Source organism: Pseudomonas sp. KH_050 (genome assembly GCF_057838875.1).
In genome coordinates, this window is sequence record NZ_CM174478.1 from 5,218,747 (window position 1) to 5,239,745 (window position 20,999).

The window sequence follows — 20,999 nt, forward strand, 5'->3', positions numbered from 1 at the left end:
CATTTAGCTCCATGCAAAGGGGCCAAGTTGTTGAAGTCACATGATTTACTGGATTCAGAGTTTCATGGCTTAGCTTTCAAGGCAGACGTACTGCCGGTGTAGAGAAGTCTGTCAGGACGAGGTCGACCGTGGCTACCGCGTCGCCACAATAAACATCCGTGGAAACGGCAGCAGCACCTCGCCATCAGCCAACACGGGATACGCCTGTTCGATCGCCGCGGTATAGCGCCTCAGGTACTCCTCCCGCTCAGCCTCGTCGAGCGGATCAAGAAAGGGCCGCAAGCCACTGCCCTTGAACCACTCCACCACCGCAGCGGCGCCTGCGAGGGGGTGATGGTAGGTGGTGCGCCACACATCCACCCGGGTACAACTTGAACGCAACAATCCGTAGTAGCTGTTTGCGTCGGCCATCGCCGGGCGCTGGCCAGCGGCACCGACGAGTTTGTCGGCCCACGGGCCCTGGGCTGCCGTTTCGCGCATCAGGCGGTGGGCGGGTTGGTCGAGGTTATCCGGCATCTGGATGGCCAGACTGCCACCCGGAGCGAGCCGAGCCACAAGGGACGGCAGCAGGGTCGTATGGTCAGGCACCCATTGCAGAACGGCGTTGGCCAGAATCACATCGAACGGGCCTGCCTCATCCCACGCTTCGATAGCCACCGTGTCGAACTGAACATTCGGCAGGCGCTTGCGGGCGGCGTCGATCATGTCGAGCGAACTGTCCAGCCCGCGGACCGTCGCATCTGGAAAGCGCGCCGCCAGCAACTCGGTTGAATTACCGGGACCGCACCCGATATCGATCACGGAGCGGGCTTGCATCGTGGGTACCGCGGCCAGCAGATCACGTGCCGGACGCGTGCGCTCATCTTCAAAGGCAACATATTGCTTGGCAGACCAACTCATCGCGCGCTCCTGTCGGTTTGGTTCTTTGTGCGGACGGGCATACCACTCTTCAGTGTCTAACACAGCATATCGACAAGCGTGCTTTGCCCCTGCGCTCGCTAAGGTATGCCGTGGCTGACATTCGGGCAATCCACTGCCAGCCCCCGAAAAGATTCAGAAACACACCAAGCCCACGCAATCGGCACTATTGCTCCTTCACCTTTCTACACTTTGACCCTTATCGCTCATCACCATCCATCAAATTTTTCGGTGGTTATAGTGTTGATAATCAAACAGCAGTAGGTATAGTAACCACTTACACACCACATGGAGGTGATGTGAATAGCCGATATTTGATAGGCCAAATTGTCGCGGATGGATGGTATCTGGTAAGGATCAGAGGCAGTCATCACCACTTCAAGCATCCAACGAAGCCCGGAGTGGTGACGATTCCACATCCGAAAAAGGATCTGCTGAAAAAGACGGCCACCAGCCTATTGAAACAGGCCCTGCTCTATTGAAGCGGCTGCACACCGTCCGAGGAGGACAACGAACATGCTTTACCCTATTGCGATCTCGATGGGCGATGACGAACACGCCTGGGGTGTAGAAGTGCCGGATATCCCTGGCTGCTTCTCGGCTGGCGATGACCTGGATGACGCCATGGCCATGGCTCGGGAAGCCATTGAAGGGCACTTCGAAATTCTGGCGGAGGACGGTGCCCCGATCCCGGTGGCGAACAAAGTCACCGTTCATGCAACCAATCCGCAATATGCGGGCTGCACCTGGGCCGTGGTTGATATCGATGTGACCAAATACCTTGGCAAAGCCCAAAAACTCAACATCACACTGCCCGGCTATCTGCTGACCCGTATCGATGAATACGTGCTGCATCACCCGGAAGAGAAAAGCCGCTCGGGCTTCCTCGCCTCGGCAGCGTTGAAGGTGCTGCAGCAGGGTTGAATTCATTTGATCTCCATGTAGCCGACGCTGTCGGTAGCCGTGATCCAGAGGAAACAACAGCTAGTACCACATGGGTTGTCTCTCGGCTCGACAAGCTTGCAGCCCTTGCTCCTTCCACGCTACCCTTCCCATCGTCGCTGCCAATTCAGCGACCGGGCCTGAGAACCTGAGTAAACAATAGGCGCATAGGCGCCACCATCACGATTGCTGGCGCTTTTTTGTGCTCGCATGTTCGTGCTATGGCGGCTGTGCGTGGGAGACCTTCGGGTCTGCCGGGTTCCTATTGTCCCGGTTCTCAGCCTGCGCACAGCTGCCACCCATTTGCCTGAGAACGAACGTGGCAGCTCCTCAACATTAGGAGTTACGCCCATGCACACCTTAAATCCATCCAAAATCCGCATTACCGCTCACCGTCCTGCGGTCTCGAGCACGCTTCAACCCTCCGCCCTCACCCGCCACTTCCCAACCCTCGGAGGTGCGTTATGACCGATTTCTCCAACGTTAAAACCATTGGCATCGTGCCCTTTTCATTTTGCGGCGAATCCGACGAGCCGTTGTTTCGGGTCAATGGCGGTGTGCAGATTCGGCAGGCATTGGCCCACGCTTCTGATCTGCTCCATTGCGCGAAAATGCTGGCAGAGGATGCGGCGATGGAGAGGGACAAGGACCGTTATGCCTGGGCGTCGCATTATTTGATCGAGATGAGCAAGGCGGTGGTTGATGATGTGGTGAAGGTGATTACGCCGAGGCCGTGAGGGTTGAGTCAGGCTCGGCGCTGAGGATCGCAATGTGCGTCGGGCTTTTTGCCGCGGATGGTTAAACGCCGAATCCAACCCAACCGTCAGGCTCGCCGGCGTTTGTAGATCGCCAAGATCGCAGCCTGCGGCAGCTCCTACAAGGGGTTTGCGTACACCTGCCATATCAAGGGTGAAACACAGTCGGCGTAGGAGCTGCCGCAGGCTGCGATCTTTTGGGACATCTTCCACCTCGGGTTATCGAAGCAACCTTGCAGGACGAACAGGCCGCTCTCACCGTGATCGGGCCAACAGGCGGAATCTGAGCAAGTCGTCCAGGCGAGCGGTTACCGGCTGGCTTGCAACGCCCGGGCTCTTTGCAAATGATTTTCGAGTTTGGGCAGGGTTTCTTCGGCGAAAGCTTTTATCTCAGGCACCTGGGTAGTCTGAGCTGCCTGTTGCAGCTGCTGGATGGCCTCTTCGGTGGTTTTCACCTGACTGGCGGCATAGCCCTCGTCGAACGCCTCGCCTTCCGGTACATCGGGCATCAGGGCTTTGGCCTTGTTCAGCACCTCTTCTCTGCCGGCGATCGGCAGCTCGAGTTTTTTGGCGATTTTGGCCAGGTGCTGGTTGGCCGTGGTGCGGTCATTGATCACCTGGATGGTGTAGTCCTTGACCTCTTTAGAGGAGGTTTTCTGATGGGCCAGGCGGCTGGCTTCAATGTCGGCGATACCTTTGGCAGAGGCCTCATTGATGAATTCGGCAGGCGTTTGGGCAAAGGCACTGCTGGCGCCAAGTCCCAGCAGCACGGCGAAACTGGCGGTGCGCAATCGGCTGGTTGTTCGGCTCATGGGTTGTGCCCTCCTTAAAACAATTCAAGCGGGAGCTTGCGCTCCCGCCTCTCATTCACTGACTAGCTGCGGCCACTGCCTGGGCTGTGTTGGCCACCTTTGCGACCGGCTTCGCCTTTTTCTTTATCGACATTGGTGGTTGTGGTTTTCCCGCCTTTACGGCCGGCTTCAGAGGCCTTGTTACGGTCGTTGGCGGTGTTTCCCATGTTCGGATTTTTTGAGGTAGGCATGATTTCTCTTCCTCTTGTGAATGATTCAGCGAGCAAGGCCCGCATAGAATCTGAATTTTTACGGCCACAAAGGTTTAGAAAAGTTGCGTCTGCTGCGACGAACGGTGCCGATAAAAACGCCAAAGCCCGATCAATGATCGGGCTTTGGCGTTGAATGGGGTGGGTACAGGGACTGCAGTCGATTTAATTCAGGCCTGTATTCGCTGTGCTCGTTTGACCTCATACATGGCTTCGTCGGCGTGCTTGAACAGCTGTTCTTCTTCACTGCCGTGCTCGGGGTAGAGCGCGATACCGATGCTCGGCTGGACACTCAGGCTGTGGCCGTCCAGCCGCAGTGGCTGGTTGAGCACGTGGCGAATTTTATCGTCCACGGTGCTGGCATCCTGCGCCTCCTGAATGCTGTCGAGCAGGACCACGAATTCATCGCCGCCAATGCGCGCTACGGTGTCGGTTTCACGCACACAACCTTTGAGGCGATTGGCGATGGCTTGCAGCAGCAGGTCGCCGACCCCGTGCCCATAGGTGTCGTTGACCTGTTTGAACTTGTCGAGATCGACGTACAGCAGTGCCATGCGTCCGGACTCTTTTCTGGCCCGCTCCAGTGACGCTTTCACCCGTTCGTGGAGCAATCCCCGGTTAGGCAGATGGGTCAATTGATCGTACTGCGCCATGTACTGCAGCCGGGCATGCAGTTGTTTGCGCTCGATGGCTGCCGCAACCTGCGCGCAGACGTATTGCAACAGCTCTTTGTCCTGCTCGGTGTAACGCTCGCCGCCAGGCGTGCTTTTTACAATCAGCGCGCCGATGGTGCCTTTCTGTGAGCTGAGTGGCACCCCCAGCCAGCAAGGGGAATCCTGACCGCTGATCAGCTCCAGAAACTCAGGCAGCGGACCGTAGTCATCGGGGGTCAGCAGGACTGGCAGGCCACTGCGAATCACCTCGGCGCACAGGCTGCCGGTGACCGTACCCGCGGGCTCCGGACATTGCTCGTGGTCGTCGACATGGTAGGGAAAGCTGATCTGCCCGCACTGTTCGTCGTACAGCGCGACGGAGAAATTCAGCGCCGGCAGCCATTCGCCGATGATCCGGTGGATACGCTCGAACAGCGCCAGCAAATCCTCTGCGGCATGCGCCGCTTCGGAGATCGCATAGAGCGCCGCCTGCTTGGACTCGGCCAGTTTGCGCTCGGTAATGTCCCGGGCCACGGCGATCCGCAGTTGATCGACCTCGGACCAGCGCGCCGACCACATGATGTGCGCCACTTGCCCGTCCTTGCGCACATAGCGGTTCTCGAAATTCGGCTTGGGCTGGCCGTCCATGATTTCCCGGGCAGCCTGCAGGGTTCGCTCGCGATCGGCGGGATGCACCAGATTGATCATCGGCTGACCGACCAGCTCGTCCGGCATGTAACCAAAGATACGTTCGCAAGCGGCGCTGACAAAAACGAAGCGCCCTTCGACATCGACCGCGCACACGGCATCCAACAACAGGTCGATGTAGCTCGCCAGCGGCGCGGAGTTCTTACTTGCCATCAGGAATCGATACTGCCCATTAAGTTGAAGCGCCGAGTATCAATCCTTCGATCCGATCAACGGCGGTCGCCGATGAACTCTTTTTGCTGCCGCAGTCCTGCAGTCAGCCTCCAGTCTTGTTCACTAACAGCCCCGGCAATGCATGCACCAGGGCATTGATGGCAAAACCGATGAACATTACCCCGCAAATCCGGGTGATTGCCAGCTCATGCCGTTGGTACACCCTGCGCACGCGCCGTGCGCCGACCACTGCGATGAGAATAGCGTATGCAACGATCCCGCCAACGAAACTCAAGAAGATCAGCCAGGGCAACATCGACCAGCTCAACAACTCGGCACGGCTGGAGAGCAACGCAGTGAAGGTCGCCACGGCCACCGGATAGGCTTTGGGGTTGGTCAGACCGAACATGATGCCGTGCCAGAACGGTTGCCGCGCCGGGCCCTGGGGCGTTTCGGGGCTGGCACGGCGGGCGCGAATTGCCCGTGCACCGAGCCAGAACAGGTAGAGGCCGCTGAGCACACCCAGCACATCGAATGCCGTGCTGCCGATCTCCCGCGCACCGACGATGGCGATCAGCGCGGTGCTGCACCAGACCACATCGCCCAGCAGATGCCCGCAGAGAAACCCTGCCCCGGCACGTCGCCCGTGGGCCGCCCCGATACCGAACACCGCCAGCACCCCGGGCCCGGGGGTGATGCCGTAGATGAAGCCGGAAGCCAGAACGGCCAGGAGCAGTGAGGGTGTCATCAATGATTCTCAGCAAGCGCCATGCCCCAATCGGCGGGCGAACGGCCCGGATTCTAGCGCAAGCCAGGCGGGTTGCGGGATACCATCGGGCAAGTGCTCATGAATAGGCATACTGAGACGAATGGGACTGGCGCTTGGGCCACCAAATGCCTGGTGAAACCCGCCAGGCTGCGATCTTTTAGGGCCTTCAATCCCCCTGAAGCAAAGATCAAAAGATCGCAGCCTGCGGCAGCTCCTACGCCGATGGCATTCGCCGCTGGATCAGCGGGGAACACAGATCCCGTAGGAGCTGCCGCCAGGCTGCGATCTTTTAGGGCCTTCAATCCCCTGAAGCAAAGATCAAAAGATCGCAGCCTGCGGCAGCTCCTACGCCGATGGCATTCGCCGCTGGATCAGCGGGGAACACAGATCCCGTAGGAGCTGCCGCCAGGCTGCGATCTTTTAGGGCCTTCAATCCCCCTGAAGCAAAGATCAAAAGATCGCAGCCTGCGGCAGCTCCTACGCCGATGGCTATGGAGCAAAAAGCGGCATAAACACCGTAATCGGTGTCTGGGATTACTTGACCAGTTCACTGCGGTATTCCAGACAAATCGTGGACGCAGGGTTGGCGACTGCTGCGCAGCCGAACGCAGGCTTCGCCAGCTGCTACGGGGGCCGGAACAGTCAGCGACGCGATCAAGCCGACCCGCGCAAAGCCTCAAACAACAACTGACTCACCGGCGACAACGCCGCCTCATCGCGCACCACCAGTATCAGCGTGCGCTCGGACCAGTCGTCACTCAGCGGCACTGCATGCAGGCCCAGCGCCCGTCCAAACAGTTCATAGGCGCGCTGCGGCAGAATACCGATGCCCATATTGGCCTGGACCATGCGGCACATGGCGTCGAATCCCGGTACATGAATCCGCAGGCGCAGTACCTTGCCCGCGCTACGCGCCGCCGCATGGGTGCGCATGTTGATCGAACTGGCGGCGTGCAAGCCGACGTAATCGAAGTCCAGCGTGTCGGCAAACGCCAGTTCATGCTCGATGGCCAGCGGATGATCCGGGCGCATCAGCACCACCAGCTTGTCCTGTCGGTAAGGCACGCTGTGCAGGCCTTTTGTATCACTGTCACTGGAACAGATGCCGAGGTCGGCCACGCCATCCAGCACGCCCTGAATCACCCCATTGCTGGGGCGTTCTTCAAGGTCGGTCTTGACTTGCGGATGACGTTCGGAGAAATCCCGCAGGTCCTCGGGCAAGAACTGAATGATCGCCGAGAGGTTGGCCAGCATCCGCACATAACCACGTACGCCGTGGCTGTGCTCACCGAGCTCGAGGCCCATTTTCTCGACGTTGAACAGCATCTGCCGCGCATGGTGCAACAGGGTTTCGCCTGCGGCGGTGAGGCTCATGCCCTTGGCCTGGCGCACGAACAGGCTGATCCCCAACGCCTCTTCAAGCTCCATCAAACGCTTGCTCGCCGCCGACACCGCAATCGCCTCACGGGCGGCGGCGCGGGTCAGTGTGCCCTCCTCATGGACGGCAACGAACAACTGCAGCGTGAGCAGATCCAGGCGACGTATCAGGCTTTTGTGCAGCATCAAAGGCTCGGCGATATCGGCTTAGTTGGAGATCGCAGGATAACGCCAAATCACAGAGCCGATGCCAGTTGATTGATGTCCCTCGACTCTCGAGCCGATTGGTCTGGCGCATTCGCGGGCAAGCCCCAATGCCAGTCAGTTAACGTAAACCTTTAGTCTGGTGAGGACCTGTGGCGAGGGGACTTGCCCCCGCTGGGGCGGTGCGGCGTTCCGACAAGCCTCCTCGCCACAGGTTTTGCATTCGGCGGACAAGCCCGCAAAGGGAGCGCTTGGGCTTCAGGCCTGGCTCAAAACGCGCTACGGAATATCTCTTCGATCTGCCGTTGATCCGCTGCACGCGGGTTGGTCAGTCCGCAGGCGTCTTTCAGGGCGTTGGTTGCCAGGATCGGGATGTCTTGCAGCTTGGCTCCCAGGTCGCGCAGCCCGGCCGGGATATCGACGTCCGTGGACAGGCAGCGGATCGCCGCGATGGCTGCCTGGGCGCCCTCTTCCTCGCTCAAACCGCGGGTGTCGGCACCCAACGCACGGGCAACATCGGTCAGGCGTTCGGCACAGACGCTGGCGTTGAAGATCTGTACGTGGGGCAGCAGTATGGCGTTGCACACACCATGGGGCAGGTCATAGAAACCACCCAACTGGTGGGCCATGGCATGCACGAAACCCAGGGATGCATTGTTGAACGCCATCCCGGCGAGGAACTGCGCGTAGGCCATATTTTCCCGTGCAGCCAAGTCACTGCCGTCGCGGACCGCCAGGCGCAGGTTGCCGCTGATCAGCTCAATGGCTTTCAGCGCGCAGGCGTCGGTGATCGGGGTAGCGGCGGTGGACACGTAGGCCTCGATGGCGTGAGTCAGCGCGTCCATGCCCGTGGCGGCAGTCAGGCTTTTGGGCATGCCGACCATCAGCGCCGGGTCGTTGACCGACAGTAGCGGCGTGACGTTGCGATCGACGATGGCCATTTTCACGTGGCGTGATTCATCGGTGATGATGCAGAACCGGGTCATTTCGCTGGCAGTGCCAGCGGTGGTATTGATGGCGATCAGCGGCAATTGTGGCTTGCTCGATTGGTCGACGCCTTCGTAGTCGCGGATCTGCCCGCCGTTGGTGGCGCACAGGGCGATGCCCTTGGCGCAGTCATGGGGCGAACCGCCGCCCAGCGACACGATGAAATCGCACTGACTTTCCTTGAGCAGCGTCAGGCCGCTCTCGACGTTGGCCACGCTCGGGTTCGGCCTGGCGCCGTCGAAAATCACCGATTCGATATCCTGAATCACCAGTTTTTCGGCGATCATCTTCGCGATGCCGGCCTTGGCCAGCCCTGCGTCGGTGACGATCAACGCCTTGCGAAAGCCGTAGTTGCTAATGGCTTTCATGGCTTCGTCGAGGCAACCGATGCCCATGATGTTCACCGCGGGAATAAAAAACGTGCTGCTCATGGCCAATCCTCTTGTTGTGGCTGAACCGGGAATACCGATCCAGCGGGTGCCTGCAGGATCGGCCCATAAGTGCAGGCATATCTTGATCTGGCTCAATTCCATGTCGTGATAAAGTCTGCGCCCTGCACACCTTCAGCCTGAGACGACGAAACGTGATAATGGATTTCCAGGAATTTGATGCCGAACTTGAAGACTGGAACGCCGTGCGCGCAACCACCTCGTTCACCGCACTGCTGGTGGGTAACGGCGCCAGTCGCGTGGTGTGGGACGACTTCGGTTATGACTCGCTGTTCGAGAACGCCCGGACCGTCGAAGAAAAGCCCCTGAGCCAGTCCGAACTGAGCGTCTTCGAGGCCATGGGCACGCGGATTTTCGAGCAGGTGCTGAGCGCATTGAAGACCACCAGCCGGGTCAACAAGGCACTGGCCGTCAGCTCGGCCGCGCCGCGCAATCGCTACTACGCGATCAAGGAAGCGCTGATCAATACCGTGCATGGGGTGCATATCCCCTGGCGCCTGATGCAGGCGTCGAGTCTGGCGAAGATCAATCAGGAGCTGGGCAGCTACCCGACGGTGTTCACCACCAACTATGACCTGCTCAATTACTGGGCCATCATGCAGGACCCGCAGGCCATTACCGACCTGTTCAATGGCGCCGATTCAAACTTCGACTTGAGCAATACCCAGACGGACAAGGCGCGTGTGCTCTACCTGCACGGTGGCCTGCACCTGGTGAGAAACTCCGACGGCAGCGCGCGCAAGCTGACCGCCACTGAAGGCACGCTGCTTGGCAGCTTTGCCATCAATAACACCATCAAGACCCTGGACGATGTGCCGCTGTTCATCAACGAAGGCACCAGCCAGGACAAGCTCAAGATCATCCGCGGCTCGGACTATCTGTCCTTCTGCTACGATCAGCTGCTGACCCACGACGGCGCCCTGTGCGTCTTCGGCCACAGTCTCGGTGAGCAGGACAACCATATCGTCCACGCTCTGCGCCAAGCGCAACTCAAGACCATCGCCTTCTCGATCTACCCGCGCAGCAAGGCGTTTATCCAGCACCAGAAACGGCATTACACGAAACTGTTCGAGGGGCTGGATGTGACGCTGCGCTTTTTTGATTCAAAGAGCCACGGGTTGGGAAATCCACAGCTGTCGGTGCCGGTCGAGCGTTGAAGAGGTATTGGCCTGACACATGACCTTTGTGGCGAGGGGGCTTGCCCCCGCTGGGGTTGTTGACCACCTTGCGTTGAAGTGGTCGCGGGCTTTGCCCTGAAAGATCAAAAGATCGCAGCCTGCGGCAGCTCCTACAGGAGATTGGCGAACCGACGGGCAAACGCGGTCGGCGTAGGAGCTGGCGTAGCCTGCGATCTTTTCGGCGGACAATGCGTTGCCTGGACGGACGCCAGGATCAAAAGATCGCAGCCTGCGATCTTTTGACCTTTGCGATTAAAGCACCGGCAAGGTCTTGTCCTTGATCACGCCGCTCGGCCCGTTGGACTTGACGCTGGCAATGCCTTTTTGCAGTGCCGCATCGGATGAATACGCTTCACTGCTGCCGATGATTTGGTGGTTGGCAGCCTTTAGGTTGAAGTATGGATGACCATCCTTGGTGGTTTTTTTCTCGTAGCGCTCGTCCAGCGGACTATTGGCCTGGACCGACGCGATGCCGCTCTCGGCAGCACTGCGGGTGGTGTACAGCTCGCTGCTGAGTATGGTTTCGGCGTTGGCCGCCTTGAGGACAAAGCGGAACTGACCACTACTGCTTTTGCTCAACTCATACCATCCGGACATGCTTGAACTCCTGGCGATTGATAAGACTTTCTGCGCCATCAGAGTAAAGACCTTGTCCGGCGTTTAGCCAATATCACGCGCGGATTTCCAGGAGAGTTTTGTCGCCTGATACATCGCATCGCGAGCAAGCCCGCTCCCACAAGTGATCGCGCACCCTTGTGGGAGCGACGGTGCGGCGATCCGGCTTGCCCGCAAAGAGGCCGGCAAGACCAATCCAAAAAACCAGCCTTACTTCACCGCCGAACGCACCACACTCAACTCCGGCGCCACCCCTCGGCGCTGAGTCAGATAACGCGTGCAACTGACCCGCAGGAACGAGGCGAAATTCACCACTTCGCCGCGGTAGTCCATGACCTCTTCATACAACTTGGCGATCAGTTGGTTGGTGGTCATACCGTCGACTTCGGCGATCTCGCTGAGGATGTCCCAGAACTGGTTTTCCAGGCGCAAGGTGGTCACTACCCCGCAAATGCGCAGCGAGCGGGAGCGTGACTCGTAGAGAATCGGGTCGGCTTTGACGTAGAGCTCGCACATCGGATGAGCCTCTCTTTTTACAAGGTGATCCTGGTACCGAGCAAACCGAGGAAGCCCGCCAGCCAGCCTGGATGCGCCGGCCAGGCGGGAGCCGTGGCCAGATTGCCCTGAACATGGCCTTCGGTCACCGGAATATCGATGAACGTACCGCCAGCCAGGCGAACTTCCGGGGCACAGGCCGGGTAGGCACTGCACTCGCGGCCTTCCAGAATACCCGCCGCCGCCAACAATTGCGCGCCGTGGCAGACTGCGGCAATCGGTTTGCCAGCCTTGTCGAAGGCTTGCACCAGCTGCAGGACTTTCTCGTTCAAACGCAGGTATTCCGGGGCACGACCACCGGGCACCAGCAGCGCGTCGTAATCAGCAGCATCGACCTTGGCGAAGTCGAAATTCAGCGCAAACAGGTGCCCCGGCTTTTCGCTGTAGGTCTGATCGCCTTCGAAATCGTGGATCGCGGTGCGCACAGTCTGCCCAGCGGTTTTATCCGGGCAGACCGCATGCACGGTGTGACCGACCATCAGCAGTGCCTGGAATGGCACCATTACTTCGTAGTCTTCGACGTAATCGCCGACCAGCATCAGAATTTTTTTAGCGGCCATGGGGATGACTCCTCTCGTAGAAATACGTGGGCAACAAGAGTATTCAAGGTAGTCCTTATCCATGGGGGTGGGTAATAACCAGCTACTACGGTATCCCCTGCGTAGGAGCTGCCGCAGGCTGCGATCTTTTGATCTTGCGGGTTATTGATGTATCGGGATGGGGGTGCGGTTGGGAAAAAGATCGCAGCCTCGCTGCGCTCGACAGCTCCTACGCGTTGGGGCATTACCCCAACTGTACGGACAATTCTACGCCCAGCTGTAAGAGCGCAATCCCCGGGTTTATGGCTAGATGAAGGCTCATCCGCCACCCTTGATTCCGGTTCATCTTATGTCTTCGCGCGAAAATACCGGCATGGCCCTTGGCCTGCTCGGTGTCGTCATCTTCAGCCTGACCCTGCCGTTCACACGGATCGTCGTGCAGGAAATCCATCCACTGCTCAACGGCCTCGGGCGTGCACTGTTTGCGGCGATTCCGGCGGCGCTGTTGTTGCTCTGGCGCAGGGAGAAATGGCCGACCTGGAAACAGATCAAAGGCCTGAGCCTGGTGATCGCCGGTGTGATTCTGGGGTTCCCGGTGCTGTCGGCCTGGGCCATGCAGACCTTGCCGGCGTCCCATGGGGCGCTGGTCAACGGTTTGCAGCCGCTGTGCGTGGCGCTGTATGCCGCGTGGTTGTCCCACGAGCGACCGTCGAAAGCCTTTTGGGCCTGTGCGGCGCTGGGTAGCGCGCTGGTATTGAGTTATGCCTTGATCAGCGGTGCCGGCAGTATTCAGGCCGGTGACTTGTTGATGCTCGGGGCGATTGCCGTCGGTGGCCTGGGTTATGCCGAAGGTGGCCGACTGGCCAGGGAGATGGGTGGCTGGCAGGTGATCTGTTGGGCGCTGGTGCTGTCGACGCCACTGCTGATCGGGCCGGTAAGCTACCTGGCGCTGCAGCATCAGGGGGAGATTTCCAGCAAGACCTGGTGGGCGTTCGGCTATGTCTCGCTGTTCTCGCAGTTCATCGGTTTCTTCGCCTGGTACGCCGGGCTGGCCATGGGTGGCATCGCCCGGGTCAGTCAGATCCAGCTGCTGCAGATCTTCTTCACCATCGCCTTTTCCGCGCTGTTCTTCGGCGAGCATATCGAGCCGATCACCTGGCTGTTCGCCGCGGGGGTGATCGTCACTGTAATGCTCGGGCGCAAGACCAGCGTGCGCCCGGCTAAAAATCAAAAGACCGCAGCCTTCGGCAGCTCCTACACCCGAACCCCGTAGGAGCTGCCGCAGGCTGCGATCGTTTCGGGCTTAACTCAAATACCCGTCATCGCGCAGCAAGGTTTCCAGGCAATGCTCGCTGATGTTGTAGAACGCCTTGAGCTCTTGAATCTTCACCAGCAGTTGAGCCGGATCGACCGGTTCGGCGCGCTTCACCGCCAGAATCATCTTGTTCTTGTTGGTGTGCTCCAGGGAGATGAACTCGAAGACCTTGGTCTCGTAGCCACAGGCTTCGAGGAACAGCGCGCGCAGGCTGTCAGTGACCATTTCCGCCTGCTGGCCCAGGTGCAGGCCGTACTGCAGCATCGGCTTGAGCAGCGCCGGGCTCTGGATTTGCAGGCGGATCTGCTTATGGCAGCACGGTGAGCACATGATGATCGAGGCGCCGGAACGAATGCCGGTGTGAATCGCATAGTCGGTGGCGATGTCGCAGGCATGCAGCGCGATCATCACATCCAGCTCGCTCGGGGCCACACTGCGCACATCGCCACATTTGAATACCAGCCCCGGATGCTCCAGCTTTGCGGCCGCGATGTTACACAGCTTGACCAGGTCTTCGCGTAACTCGACGCCGGTCACCTCGGCTTCGGCTTTCAAGGTATTGCGCAGGTAGTCGTGGATCGCAAAGGTCAGGTAACCCTTGCCCGAACCGAAGTCCGCAACCTGAACCGGCTTGTCCAGCGCCAGCGGTGACGAGGTCAGCGCATGGCTGAAGACTTCGATGAATTTGTTGATCTGCTTCCACTTGCGCGACATCGCCGGGATCAGCTCATGCTGTTTGTTCGTCACACCGAGGTCGGCGAGAAAGGGCCGGCTCAGGTCGAGGAAGCGGTGCTTCTCCCGGTTGTGTTCAGCGGACGGTACTTCACGCAATTGCTGGGGTTTGCTTTTGAACAACGAACTCTTGCCCTTTTTGCTGTATTCGAGCTGGGCTTCGTCGGTCAGCGACAGTAAATGCGCATTCTTGAACGACGCCGGCAACAGCGCCGCAATCGTCGCGACCCCTTCGGCAATCGGCAGATTCTTGGTGATGTCGCGAGTTTTGTAGCGGTAAACGAAGGACAGGCAGGGCTGATCCTTGACCGTGAGCTGCTTGATAATCAGCCGCTGCAAGTCCACCTCGGTGCCGACGTACTTGGCCAGCACCAGCTTGATGAAGGCGTTCTGCTCCAGGCTCGATTGCAGCAGGTCGATGAACTGCGCGTGATGATCCGGCGCGAGGCTGGCGGGAGTTGCGGTGACTGACATGAAAAAAGCGCCTCGGTGATGCGGATCGGGGAATGGCGGGTATTTTAGGGGGGGATGGGGTGCGAGGGCACGGGTAATTTCCCGAACGGTGTACATCCTGTGGCGAGGGGGCTTGTCGGAACGCCGCACCGCCCCATTGGGGTGCGAAGCAGCCCTAATCCGCTATCACCCCAACACCACCAACCGGTTCGGCAGCTCATTGCGCACATGCGTCACCGGCACATGCACCTTGAGCAGTTCACCGCAGGCTTCGATGCAGTTGATAAAGCCCTGCAAGGTCTGGCCTTGTTTCACTTGCCGGGTGAAGTCGGCGACGATGGCGTCCCAGGTTTTGTTGTCCAGGCGCTTGGAAATGCCCTCGTCCACCAGAATCTCCACGTAACGCTCCGCCTCGCAGACGAAGATCAGCATGCCGGTGCTGCCAGCGGTGTGGTGCAGGTTCTGTTCGAGAAACTGCCGCCGCGCCAAGTTCGAGGCACGCCAGTGCCGAACCGAACGCGGGATCAGGTGAGTAGTGATCTTCGGGATCCGGAACACCAGGCACAGAATGATAAAGCTGACCCACTGCACCAGCAGCAAGGTATGCATGTTCATCCAGCCGGACAGGTAGTGCACGACGCCCGGCACGATCAGCGCCAGCAGGCTGGCCCAGAGCAGCGGGATGTAGGCATAGTCGTCGGCGCGGGCAGCGAGGACGGTGACCAGTTCGGCATCGGTGTGTTGCTCGACCCGCGCAATCGCTTCGGCAACCTTGCGCTGTTCGTGTTCACTCAGTAATGCCATGTCTTCACATACTCATTCATTATTTTAGTTACCAGCCGCCCGACGATCCGCCGCCGCCAAAGCTACCACCGCCGCCACTGAAGCCGCCGCCCCCGGAACCGCCACCAAAACCACCACCGCCGAAGCCGCCTGAACCTCCCCGACCACCACCGCCACTGGGCAGAATACCGAGCATCTGGCAGACAAAAATCGTCACGATAAACAGCAACACCAGAAACACGAACACACCCGGGTGGCTTTCGAGGAAGTCGCTGCCGCGCTCCCCTCCCGACCCGGCCAGGTTGGCAGGTTCATCCAGCGGGTTGCCGCCCAGCACCACCAGCATCGCGGCAACCCCGTCGCTGATGCCCTTGCTGAAGTTGCCGGCCTTGAAGGCGGGAGTGATGACTTGATGGATGATGACCGAGCTTTGCGCATCAGTGAGGCGGCCTTCCAGGCCATAACCGACTTCGATGCGCAGCTTGCGCTCATCGCGCGCGACGATCAGCAGCGCGCCGTTGTTCTGATCTTTCTGGCCAATCCCCCAGTGCCGGCCCAACTGGTAACCGAAGTCGTCGATGCTGGTGCCTTGCAGGTCCGGCACCGTCACCACCACCAGTTGCTCGCCGGTGGCCTGTTCGTGGGCCGTGAGCTGTTGCGTCAATTGCTCGCGCACCGACGGCTCGATCATTTGGGCGTTATCCACCACCCTTCCGGTCAGCGCCGGAAACTTCAGTTCGGCCTGGGCCGTGACTGCCAACACCCAGAGCAATAGCACCAGGCCAACTCTCAACACGCGCATTGGAACCTCATCCTTGGGTGACGCCTGGCCTGATCTAGCAACAAGCAGCCGGCGCCCTCATGCAGAGGGCGCCCGACGCAGATCAGAACTTCACTTCCGGCGCTTTTTCGGCATCCGCGCTGGTCGCCTCGAAGTTCTCGCGAACCGGCAGATCGCTGTACAGCACGGCGTGCCACAGACGACCGGGGAAGGTGCGGATCTCGGTGTTGTACTTCTGCACCGCGAGGATGAAGTCACGACGAGCCACGCTGATGCGGTTCTCGGTGCCTTCGAGTTGTGATTGCAGGGCCAGGAAGTTCTGGTTGGCCTTGAGGTCCGGGTAGCGTTCGGAAACCACCATCAAGCGACTGAGGGCGCCGGTCAGCTGATCCTGGGCCTGCTGGAACTGCTTGAGTTTTTCCGGGTTGTCCAGGGTGCTGGCATCGACCTGGATCGAGGTCGCCTTGGCCCGGGCTTCAATCACCGCGGTCAGGGTCTCCTGCTCATGCTGGGCGTAACCCTTGACCGTCTCCACCAGGTTGGGGATCAGGTCGGCGCGACGCTGGTACTGGTTTTGCACTTGCGACCAGGCCGCCTTGGCCTGTTCGTCGAGTGTCGGAATGGTGTTGATGCCGCAACCCGTGAGGAATGTGCTGAGCAGCATCAGTACCGCCATTTGCCAGCCCGAGCGATAGCGCTGTTGTAGCTTCATGTGGTGACGCTCCCTTGTACAACCCTATGGAAAAGAACCTGCGACCCTTAAATCGAGCGCTTGGGGCATAATCTGCGACCGCCACTGGATTGCATCGAGCCAATCAGCTAAAAGATGCCCTGCGCGAAAAGAGTTCAGAAGTGTGCTGCATTTATCCGAACAACAATAGTCGCTCCCTAATTTTTGGCTAACTGGCGCGTTTCAATAGTGACGGTTGAGCCTGCGAGAAAAGTATTCATGAAGAAGTTGTGTTTGCTGGGTCTTGTTATCGGCCTGGCCAGTCACCCTGCCCTGGCCGACACCAAGCCGGCACCTATTCAGGACAAAGATGCTTTTGTTGCCAACCTGATGAAGCAGATGACCCTCGATGAGAAGATCGGCCAGTTGCGCCTGATCAGCATCGGGCCGGAAATGCCCCGCGAGATGATCCGCAAGGAAATCGCTGCCGGGCGTATCGGCGGCACCTTCAATTCGATTACCCGCCCGGAAAACCGGCCGATGCAGGATGCGGCCATGCGCAGCCGGCTGAAGATCCCGATGTTCTTCGCCTATGACGTGATTCACGGCCACCGGACGATCTTCCCTATCAGCCTGGCCCTGGCCTCGAGCTGGGACATGGACGCCATCGCCCTGAGCGGGCGTATCGCCGCCAAGGAAGCCAGCGCCGACAGCCTCGACATCACGTTCGCGCCGATGGTCGACATCTCCCGCGATGCGCGTTGGGGCCGCACCTCCGAAGGCTTCGGCGAAGACACCTACCTGGTCTCGCGGATTGCCAAAGTGATGGTCAAGGCCTATCAGGGCGTCACCCCGAGTGCGCCGGACAGCATCATGGCCAGCGTCAAGCACTTTGCCTTGTACGGCGCGGTCGAAGGCGGTCGCGACTACAACACCGTCGACATGAGCCCGGTCAAGATGTACCAGGACTACCTGCCGCCCTACCGCGCCGCCATCGATGCCGGCGCCGGCGGGGTCATGGTTGCCCTGAACTCGATCAACGGCGTGCCGGCCACGGCCAATATGTGGCTGATGCAGGACCTGCTGCGCAAGGACTGGGGTTTCAAGGGCCTGGCGGTCAGCGACCACGGGGCGATTTTCGAGCTGATCAAACACGGCGTCGCCAAGGACGGCCGCGAAGCCGCCAAGCTGGCGATCAAGGCCGGCATCGACATGAGCATGAACGACACGCTCTATGGTCAGGAACTGCCGGGGCTGTTGAAGTCCGGAGAGATTGCCCAGAGCGATATCGACAACGCGGTGCGTGAAGTACTGGGCGCCAAGTACGACATGGGCCTGTTCAAAGACCCGTACCTGCGTATCGGCAAGGCCGAGGAAGATCCGGCCCAAACCTATGCCGAAAGCCGCATGCACCGCGCCGAGGCTCGCGACGTCGCGCGCCGCAGCATGGTGCTGTTGAAAAACCGGGGCGAGACCCTGCCACTGAAGAAAACCGCGAAAATCGCCCTGGTCGGCCCGCTGGCCAAAGCGCCGATCGACATGATGGGCAGTTGGGCCGCCGCCGGCAGACCGGATCAGTCGGTGACCCTGTTCGACGGCATGACCCGCGCGCTGGGCAATCAGTCGACGCTGATCTACGCCCGTGGCGCCAACATCACTGCCGACCAGAAAATCGTCGGTTACCTGAACTTCCTCAACTTCGATGCCCCGGAAGTGGTGGACGACCCGCGTCCGGCAGCAGAAATGATCGAAGAAGCGGTCAAGGCCGCGCAGCAGGCTGATGTGGTCGTGGCGGCGGTCGGTGAATCGCGCGGCATGTCCCATGAGTCCTCGAGCCGCACTGACCTGAACATCCCGGCCAGCCAGCGTGAACTGATCAAGGCCCTCAAAGCCACCGGCAAACCGCTGGTACTGGTGTTGATGAACGGCCGTCCGCTGTCGATTCTCGAAGAGCAGCAACAGGCTGACGCGATCCTCGAAACCTGGTTCGCCGGTACCGAAGGCGGCAATGCGATTGCCGACGTGCTGTTCGGCGACTACAACCCGTCCGGTAAGCTGCCCATCACTTTCCCGCGCTCGGTGGGGCAGATTCCGACCTACTACAACCACCTGACCATCGGCCGGCCGTTCACTCCGGGCAAGCCGGGCAACTACACCTCACAGTACTTCGACGACACCACAGGTCCCCTGTACCCATTCGGCTTCGGCTTGAGCTACACCGACTTCAGCTTGTCGAACATGGCGCTGTCGGCCACCACCTTGAGCAAGACCGGCAAGCTCGACGCCAGGGTGACGGTTAAAAACACCGGCAAGCGCGATGGCGAAACCGTGGTGCAGATGTACATCCAGGATGTCAGCGGCTCGATGATCCGCCCGATCAAGGAGCTGAAAAACTTCCAGAAGATCATGCTCAAGGCCGGCGAAGAGAAAGTCGTGCACTTCAGCATCGAAGAGGATGACCTGAAGTTCTACAACACCCAGCTGAAATTCGCTGCCGAACCTGGTGAGTTCAACGTACAGATCGGCCTGGATTCCCAGGACGTGACCCAGCAGAGTTTCGAGTTGTTGTAAGACCGCACAAGCAAAAGATCGCAGCCTGCGGCAGCTCCTGCGCAGGCTGCGATCTTTTGATCTTATGGACCGCCTACCCCCGCCGATCCAACAGATTCACCACCACCCGATCCACCCAACCCCAGACCCGCTGCTTGACCCTTCGCCACAGCGGCCGGCGTCGCCACGCCTCAAGGCTGACGGCCTGGCTCTGGGCAAAGTCCGCCTCGAAACTCGCCGCCACCGCACGCGTCAACTCAGGGTCGAGGGCTTCCAGATTGGCTTCCAGGTTGAAGCGCAGATTCCAGTGATCGAAGTTGCACGAACCGATGCTCACCCAATCATCGATCAAGACCATTTTCAGGTGCAGAAAACACGGCTGATACTCGTAGATCTTCACCCCGGCCTTGAGCAGACGCGGGTAGTAGCGATGCCCGGCATAACGCACCGACGGGTGATCGGTGCGCGGCCCGGTGAGCAGCAGACGCACATCAATGCCCCGTGCTGCAGCCCGGCGCAACGAGCGGCGGACCTTCCAGGTCGGCAGGAAGTACGGGGTCGCCAGCCAGATCCGTCGCTGCCCGCTGTTCAAGGCGCGAATCAGTGATTGCAGGATGTCCCGATGTTGACGGGCGTCGGCATACGCCACCCGGCCCATGCCCTGCCCCGCCGACGGTACCTTTGGCAGACGCTGCAGGCCAAAGCTCGAGGCCGGCTTCCAGGCCTTGCGGTGACGGTTGGCGATCCATTGCCGGTCGAACAGCATCTGCCAGTCGAGCACCAGCGGGCCGACGATTTCCACCATTACCTCATGCCATTCGCTGGCGTCCTCGCCAGGAGTCCAGAACTCATCGGTGACGCCCGTGCCGCCGACCACCGCCATGCGTTGATCGACCAACAGCAGCTTGCGATGATCTCGGTAAAAGTTGCGCACCCAGCGCCGCCAGCTCAGGCGATTGTAGAACCGTAGCTCGACCCCGGCCAGGATCAGTCGGTTGCGCAAACTCAAGGTGAAGGCCAGGCTGCCGTAATCGTCGAACAGGCAGCGCACGCGAACGCCGCGTTCGGCCGCCTGCACCAGCGCCTGGACCATCGATTCGGCACAGGCTCCTGCCTCCACCAGGTACAACTCAAGCTCAACCTGAGTCTCGGCACGGGCAATCGCCACCAGCATGCGTGGGAAGAAACCCGGCCCGTCGATCAGCAATTCGAAGCGGTTACCTTCACGCCAGGGGAATACCGGACCACTCATGTCAGCGCGCCGTGAAAATCAGCACCGCACCTACCGGCACCGAGAGACTGATCGCCGACAATCCCGCGGTTTTGCGTAGCGCATTCAAGCCCGGAGCCAAATCGAAGTCCTCGGCATTGAGCACCAGCGGCTCGAGGGTGACTACCTGGAAACGCCGGTCATCCAGCCGGGTGGCCAGGAGTTCAGCGTTGTAGTTCTGTTCTTTGCCGTGGAGCTTTACGGTCAGCGGCAGCCGCAGTTCAAGCTGCGCACCGGGGGCCAGATCGTTGATCGGCTGCAGATTGATTTGCGCGGATATCAGCGCCTGGGGGAAGGTCTTGACCTCGAACAGGTCCTTGCGCATGCGCTCATCACGTAGCGGAATCCCGCTGTTGACCGAATCCAGGTCGACCTGCACGTGCGCCATTCCCTTGGGGTCGACCTTGCCGTGCAGCACCAGAAAGCGCTGAACTTCGGAGATATTCGCGTTCTTGGTGGAGATAAACGACAGTCGTGAAGACTCGCCATCCAGGTACCAGCTGGCGTGGACAGACAAGGAGGCGCAGGCGGTGAGCAGCAAAGCGCACAGTTTGAAAAACGAAGCGTTGGGCATAACAACTCA

Annotated in this window: 22 protein-coding genes; 6 read left to right on the forward strand and 16 right to left on the reverse strand. The window is 59.8% G+C overall.

Features of this window, described 5'->3' with window-relative positions:
• Positions 1-132: 132 nt before the first annotated feature.
• Positions 133-900 carry a trans-aconitate 2-methyltransferase gene (gene tam / locus AC3IUA_RS23925; protein WP_489357341.1) on the reverse strand — a complete coding sequence of 256 codons (768 nt, stop codon included), beginning with the start codon at positions 898-900 and terminating at the stop codon, positions 133-135.
• A gap of 317 nt (positions 901-1,217) precedes the next feature.
• Here tam and AC3IUA_RS23930 point away from each other — a divergent pair, with 317 nt between their 5' ends.
• The 3 genes from AC3IUA_RS23930 (at position 1,218) to AC3IUA_RS23940 (ending at position 2,597) form a co-directional block, all read left to right on the forward strand.
• Positions 1,218-1,400 (forward strand): type II toxin-antitoxin system HicA family toxin, encoded by a 183-nt coding sequence (locus AC3IUA_RS23930; protein ID WP_489357342.1) that lies wholly within the window; start codon positions 1,218-1,220, stop codon positions 1,398-1,400.
• A gap of 34 nt (positions 1,401-1,434) precedes the next feature.
• On the forward strand, positions 1,435-1,842 hold the full coding sequence (locus AC3IUA_RS23935) for a type II toxin-antitoxin system HicB family antitoxin (protein WP_489357343.1): 408 nt from the start codon (positions 1,435-1,437) through the stop codon (positions 1,840-1,842).
• 482 nt (positions 1,843-2,324) lie between these two features.
• The gene (locus AC3IUA_RS23940) at positions 2,325-2,597 is read left to right on the forward strand and encodes a DUF3077 domain-containing protein (RefSeq protein ID WP_489357344.1); all 273 of its coding nucleotides are present in this window, start codon (positions 2,325-2,327) and stop codon (positions 2,595-2,597) included.
• Between the two features lie 326 nt (positions 2,598-2,923).
• Here AC3IUA_RS23940 and AC3IUA_RS23945 read toward each other — a convergent pair whose 3' ends face one another.
• The 6 genes from AC3IUA_RS23945 to yiaY form a co-directional block, all read right to left on the reverse strand.
• Positions 2,924-3,427: a DUF4142 domain-containing protein gene (locus AC3IUA_RS23945; protein ID WP_489357345.1), complete on the reverse strand. Its 504-nt coding sequence runs from the start codon at positions 3,425-3,427 to the stop codon at positions 2,924-2,926.
• Positions 3,428-3,489: 62 nt separating this feature from the next.
• Positions 3,490-3,657 carry a con-10 family general stress protein gene (locus AC3IUA_RS23950; RefSeq protein ID WP_489357346.1) on the reverse strand — a complete coding sequence of 56 codons (168 nt, stop codon included), beginning with the start codon at positions 3,655-3,657 and terminating at the stop codon, positions 3,490-3,492.
• 188 nt (positions 3,658-3,845) lie between these two features.
• Entirely contained in the window at positions 3,846-5,189 is a 1,344-nt protein-coding gene (locus AC3IUA_RS23955; RefSeq protein ID WP_489357347.1) for a sensor domain-containing protein, read from the reverse strand.
• 103 nt (positions 5,190-5,292) lie between these two features.
• The gene (locus AC3IUA_RS23960) at positions 5,293-5,937 is read right to left on the reverse strand and encodes a LysE family translocator (protein ID WP_489357348.1); all 645 of its coding nucleotides are present in this window, start codon (positions 5,935-5,937) and stop codon (positions 5,293-5,295) included.
• Between the two features lie 675 nt (positions 5,938-6,612).
• Complete coding sequence (locus AC3IUA_RS23965; RefSeq protein ID WP_489357349.1) at positions 6,613-7,521, reverse strand: LysR family transcriptional regulator; 909 nt, start codon at positions 7,519-7,521, stop codon at positions 6,613-6,615.
• Positions 7,522-7,808: 287 nt separating this feature from the next.
• On the reverse strand, positions 7,809-8,957 hold the full coding sequence (gene yiaY, locus AC3IUA_RS23970) for an L-threonine dehydrogenase (protein WP_489357350.1): 1,149 nt from the start codon (positions 8,955-8,957) through the stop codon (positions 7,809-7,811).
• A gap of 155 nt (positions 8,958-9,112) precedes the next feature.
• On the opposite strand from yiaY, the gene AC3IUA_RS23975 reads away from it, so the two are divergent.
• Positions 9,113-10,132, forward strand: a complete 1,020-nt coding sequence (locus tag AC3IUA_RS23975) for a DUF4917 family protein (RefSeq protein ID WP_489362450.1) — start codon at positions 9,113-9,115, stop codon at positions 10,130-10,132.
• Between the two features lie 273 nt (positions 10,133-10,405).
• Here AC3IUA_RS23975 and AC3IUA_RS23980 read toward each other — a convergent pair whose 3' ends face one another.
• From AC3IUA_RS23980 to AC3IUA_RS23990, 3 genes are all read right to left on the reverse strand, one after another.
• Complete coding sequence (locus AC3IUA_RS23980; RefSeq protein ID WP_489357351.1) at positions 10,406-10,750, reverse strand: YegP family protein; 345 nt, start codon at positions 10,748-10,750, stop codon at positions 10,406-10,408.
• Positions 10,751-10,978: 228 nt separating this feature from the next.
• Positions 10,979-11,284 (reverse strand): ribbon-helix-helix domain-containing protein, encoded by a 306-nt coding sequence (locus AC3IUA_RS23985; RefSeq protein ID WP_489357352.1) that lies wholly within the window; start codon positions 11,282-11,284, stop codon positions 10,979-10,981.
• Between the two features lie 17 nt (positions 11,285-11,301).
• A complete protein-coding gene (locus AC3IUA_RS23990; RefSeq protein ID WP_489357353.1) occupies positions 11,302-11,883 on the reverse strand; it encodes a DJ-1/PfpI family protein in 582 nt (193 codons plus the stop codon).
• A gap of 328 nt (positions 11,884-12,211) precedes the next feature.
• Between AC3IUA_RS23990 and AC3IUA_RS23995 the strand changes: the two genes are divergently transcribed.
• Positions 12,212-13,135, forward strand: a complete 924-nt coding sequence (locus tag AC3IUA_RS23995; protein ID WP_489357354.1) for a DMT family transporter — start codon at positions 12,212-12,214, stop codon at positions 13,133-13,135.
• 30 nt (positions 13,136-13,165) lie between these two features.
• Here AC3IUA_RS23995 and AC3IUA_RS24000 read toward each other — a convergent pair whose 3' ends face one another.
• The 4 genes from AC3IUA_RS24000 to AC3IUA_RS24015 form a co-directional block, all read right to left on the reverse strand.
• Positions 13,166-14,383, reverse strand: a complete 1,218-nt coding sequence (locus tag AC3IUA_RS24000) for a class I SAM-dependent methyltransferase (RefSeq protein WP_489357355.1) — start codon at positions 14,381-14,383, stop codon at positions 13,166-13,168.
• A gap of 165 nt (positions 14,384-14,548) precedes the next feature.
• Positions 14,549-15,166 carry a TPM domain-containing protein gene (locus AC3IUA_RS24005; RefSeq protein WP_489357356.1) on the reverse strand — a complete coding sequence of 206 codons (618 nt, stop codon included), beginning with the start codon at positions 15,164-15,166 and terminating at the stop codon, positions 14,549-14,551.
• A 28-nt stretch (positions 15,167-15,194) separates the two neighbouring features.
• On the reverse strand, positions 15,195-15,947 hold the full coding sequence (locus AC3IUA_RS24010) for a TPM domain-containing protein (protein WP_489357357.1): 753 nt from the start codon (positions 15,945-15,947) through the stop codon (positions 15,195-15,197).
• An 82-nt stretch (positions 15,948-16,029) separates the two neighbouring features.
• Positions 16,030-16,638, reverse strand: coding sequence for a LemA family protein (locus AC3IUA_RS24015; RefSeq protein WP_489357358.1), 609 nt, complete (start codon positions 16,636-16,638; stop codon positions 16,030-16,032).
• Between the two features lie 237 nt (positions 16,639-16,875).
• Between AC3IUA_RS24015 and bglX the strand changes: the two genes are divergently transcribed.
• Positions 16,876-19,167 (forward strand): beta-glucosidase BglX, encoded by a 2,292-nt coding sequence (gene bglX, locus AC3IUA_RS24020; RefSeq protein WP_489357359.1) that lies wholly within the window; start codon positions 16,876-16,878, stop codon positions 19,165-19,167.
• A 73-nt stretch (positions 19,168-19,240) separates the two neighbouring features.
• On the opposite strand, the gene AC3IUA_RS24025 is transcribed toward bglX, so the two are convergent.
• Positions 19,241-20,398 (reverse strand): phospholipase D-like domain-containing protein, encoded by a 1,158-nt coding sequence (locus tag AC3IUA_RS24025; RefSeq protein WP_489357360.1) that lies wholly within the window; start codon positions 20,396-20,398, stop codon positions 19,241-19,243.
• A 1-nt stretch (position 20,399) separates the two neighbouring features.
• Positions 20,400-20,990 carry a YceI family protein gene (locus AC3IUA_RS24030; RefSeq protein ID WP_489357361.1) on the reverse strand — a complete coding sequence of 197 codons (591 nt, stop codon included), beginning with the start codon at positions 20,988-20,990 and terminating at the stop codon, positions 20,400-20,402.
• Positions 20,991-20,999: the final 9 nt, after the last annotated feature.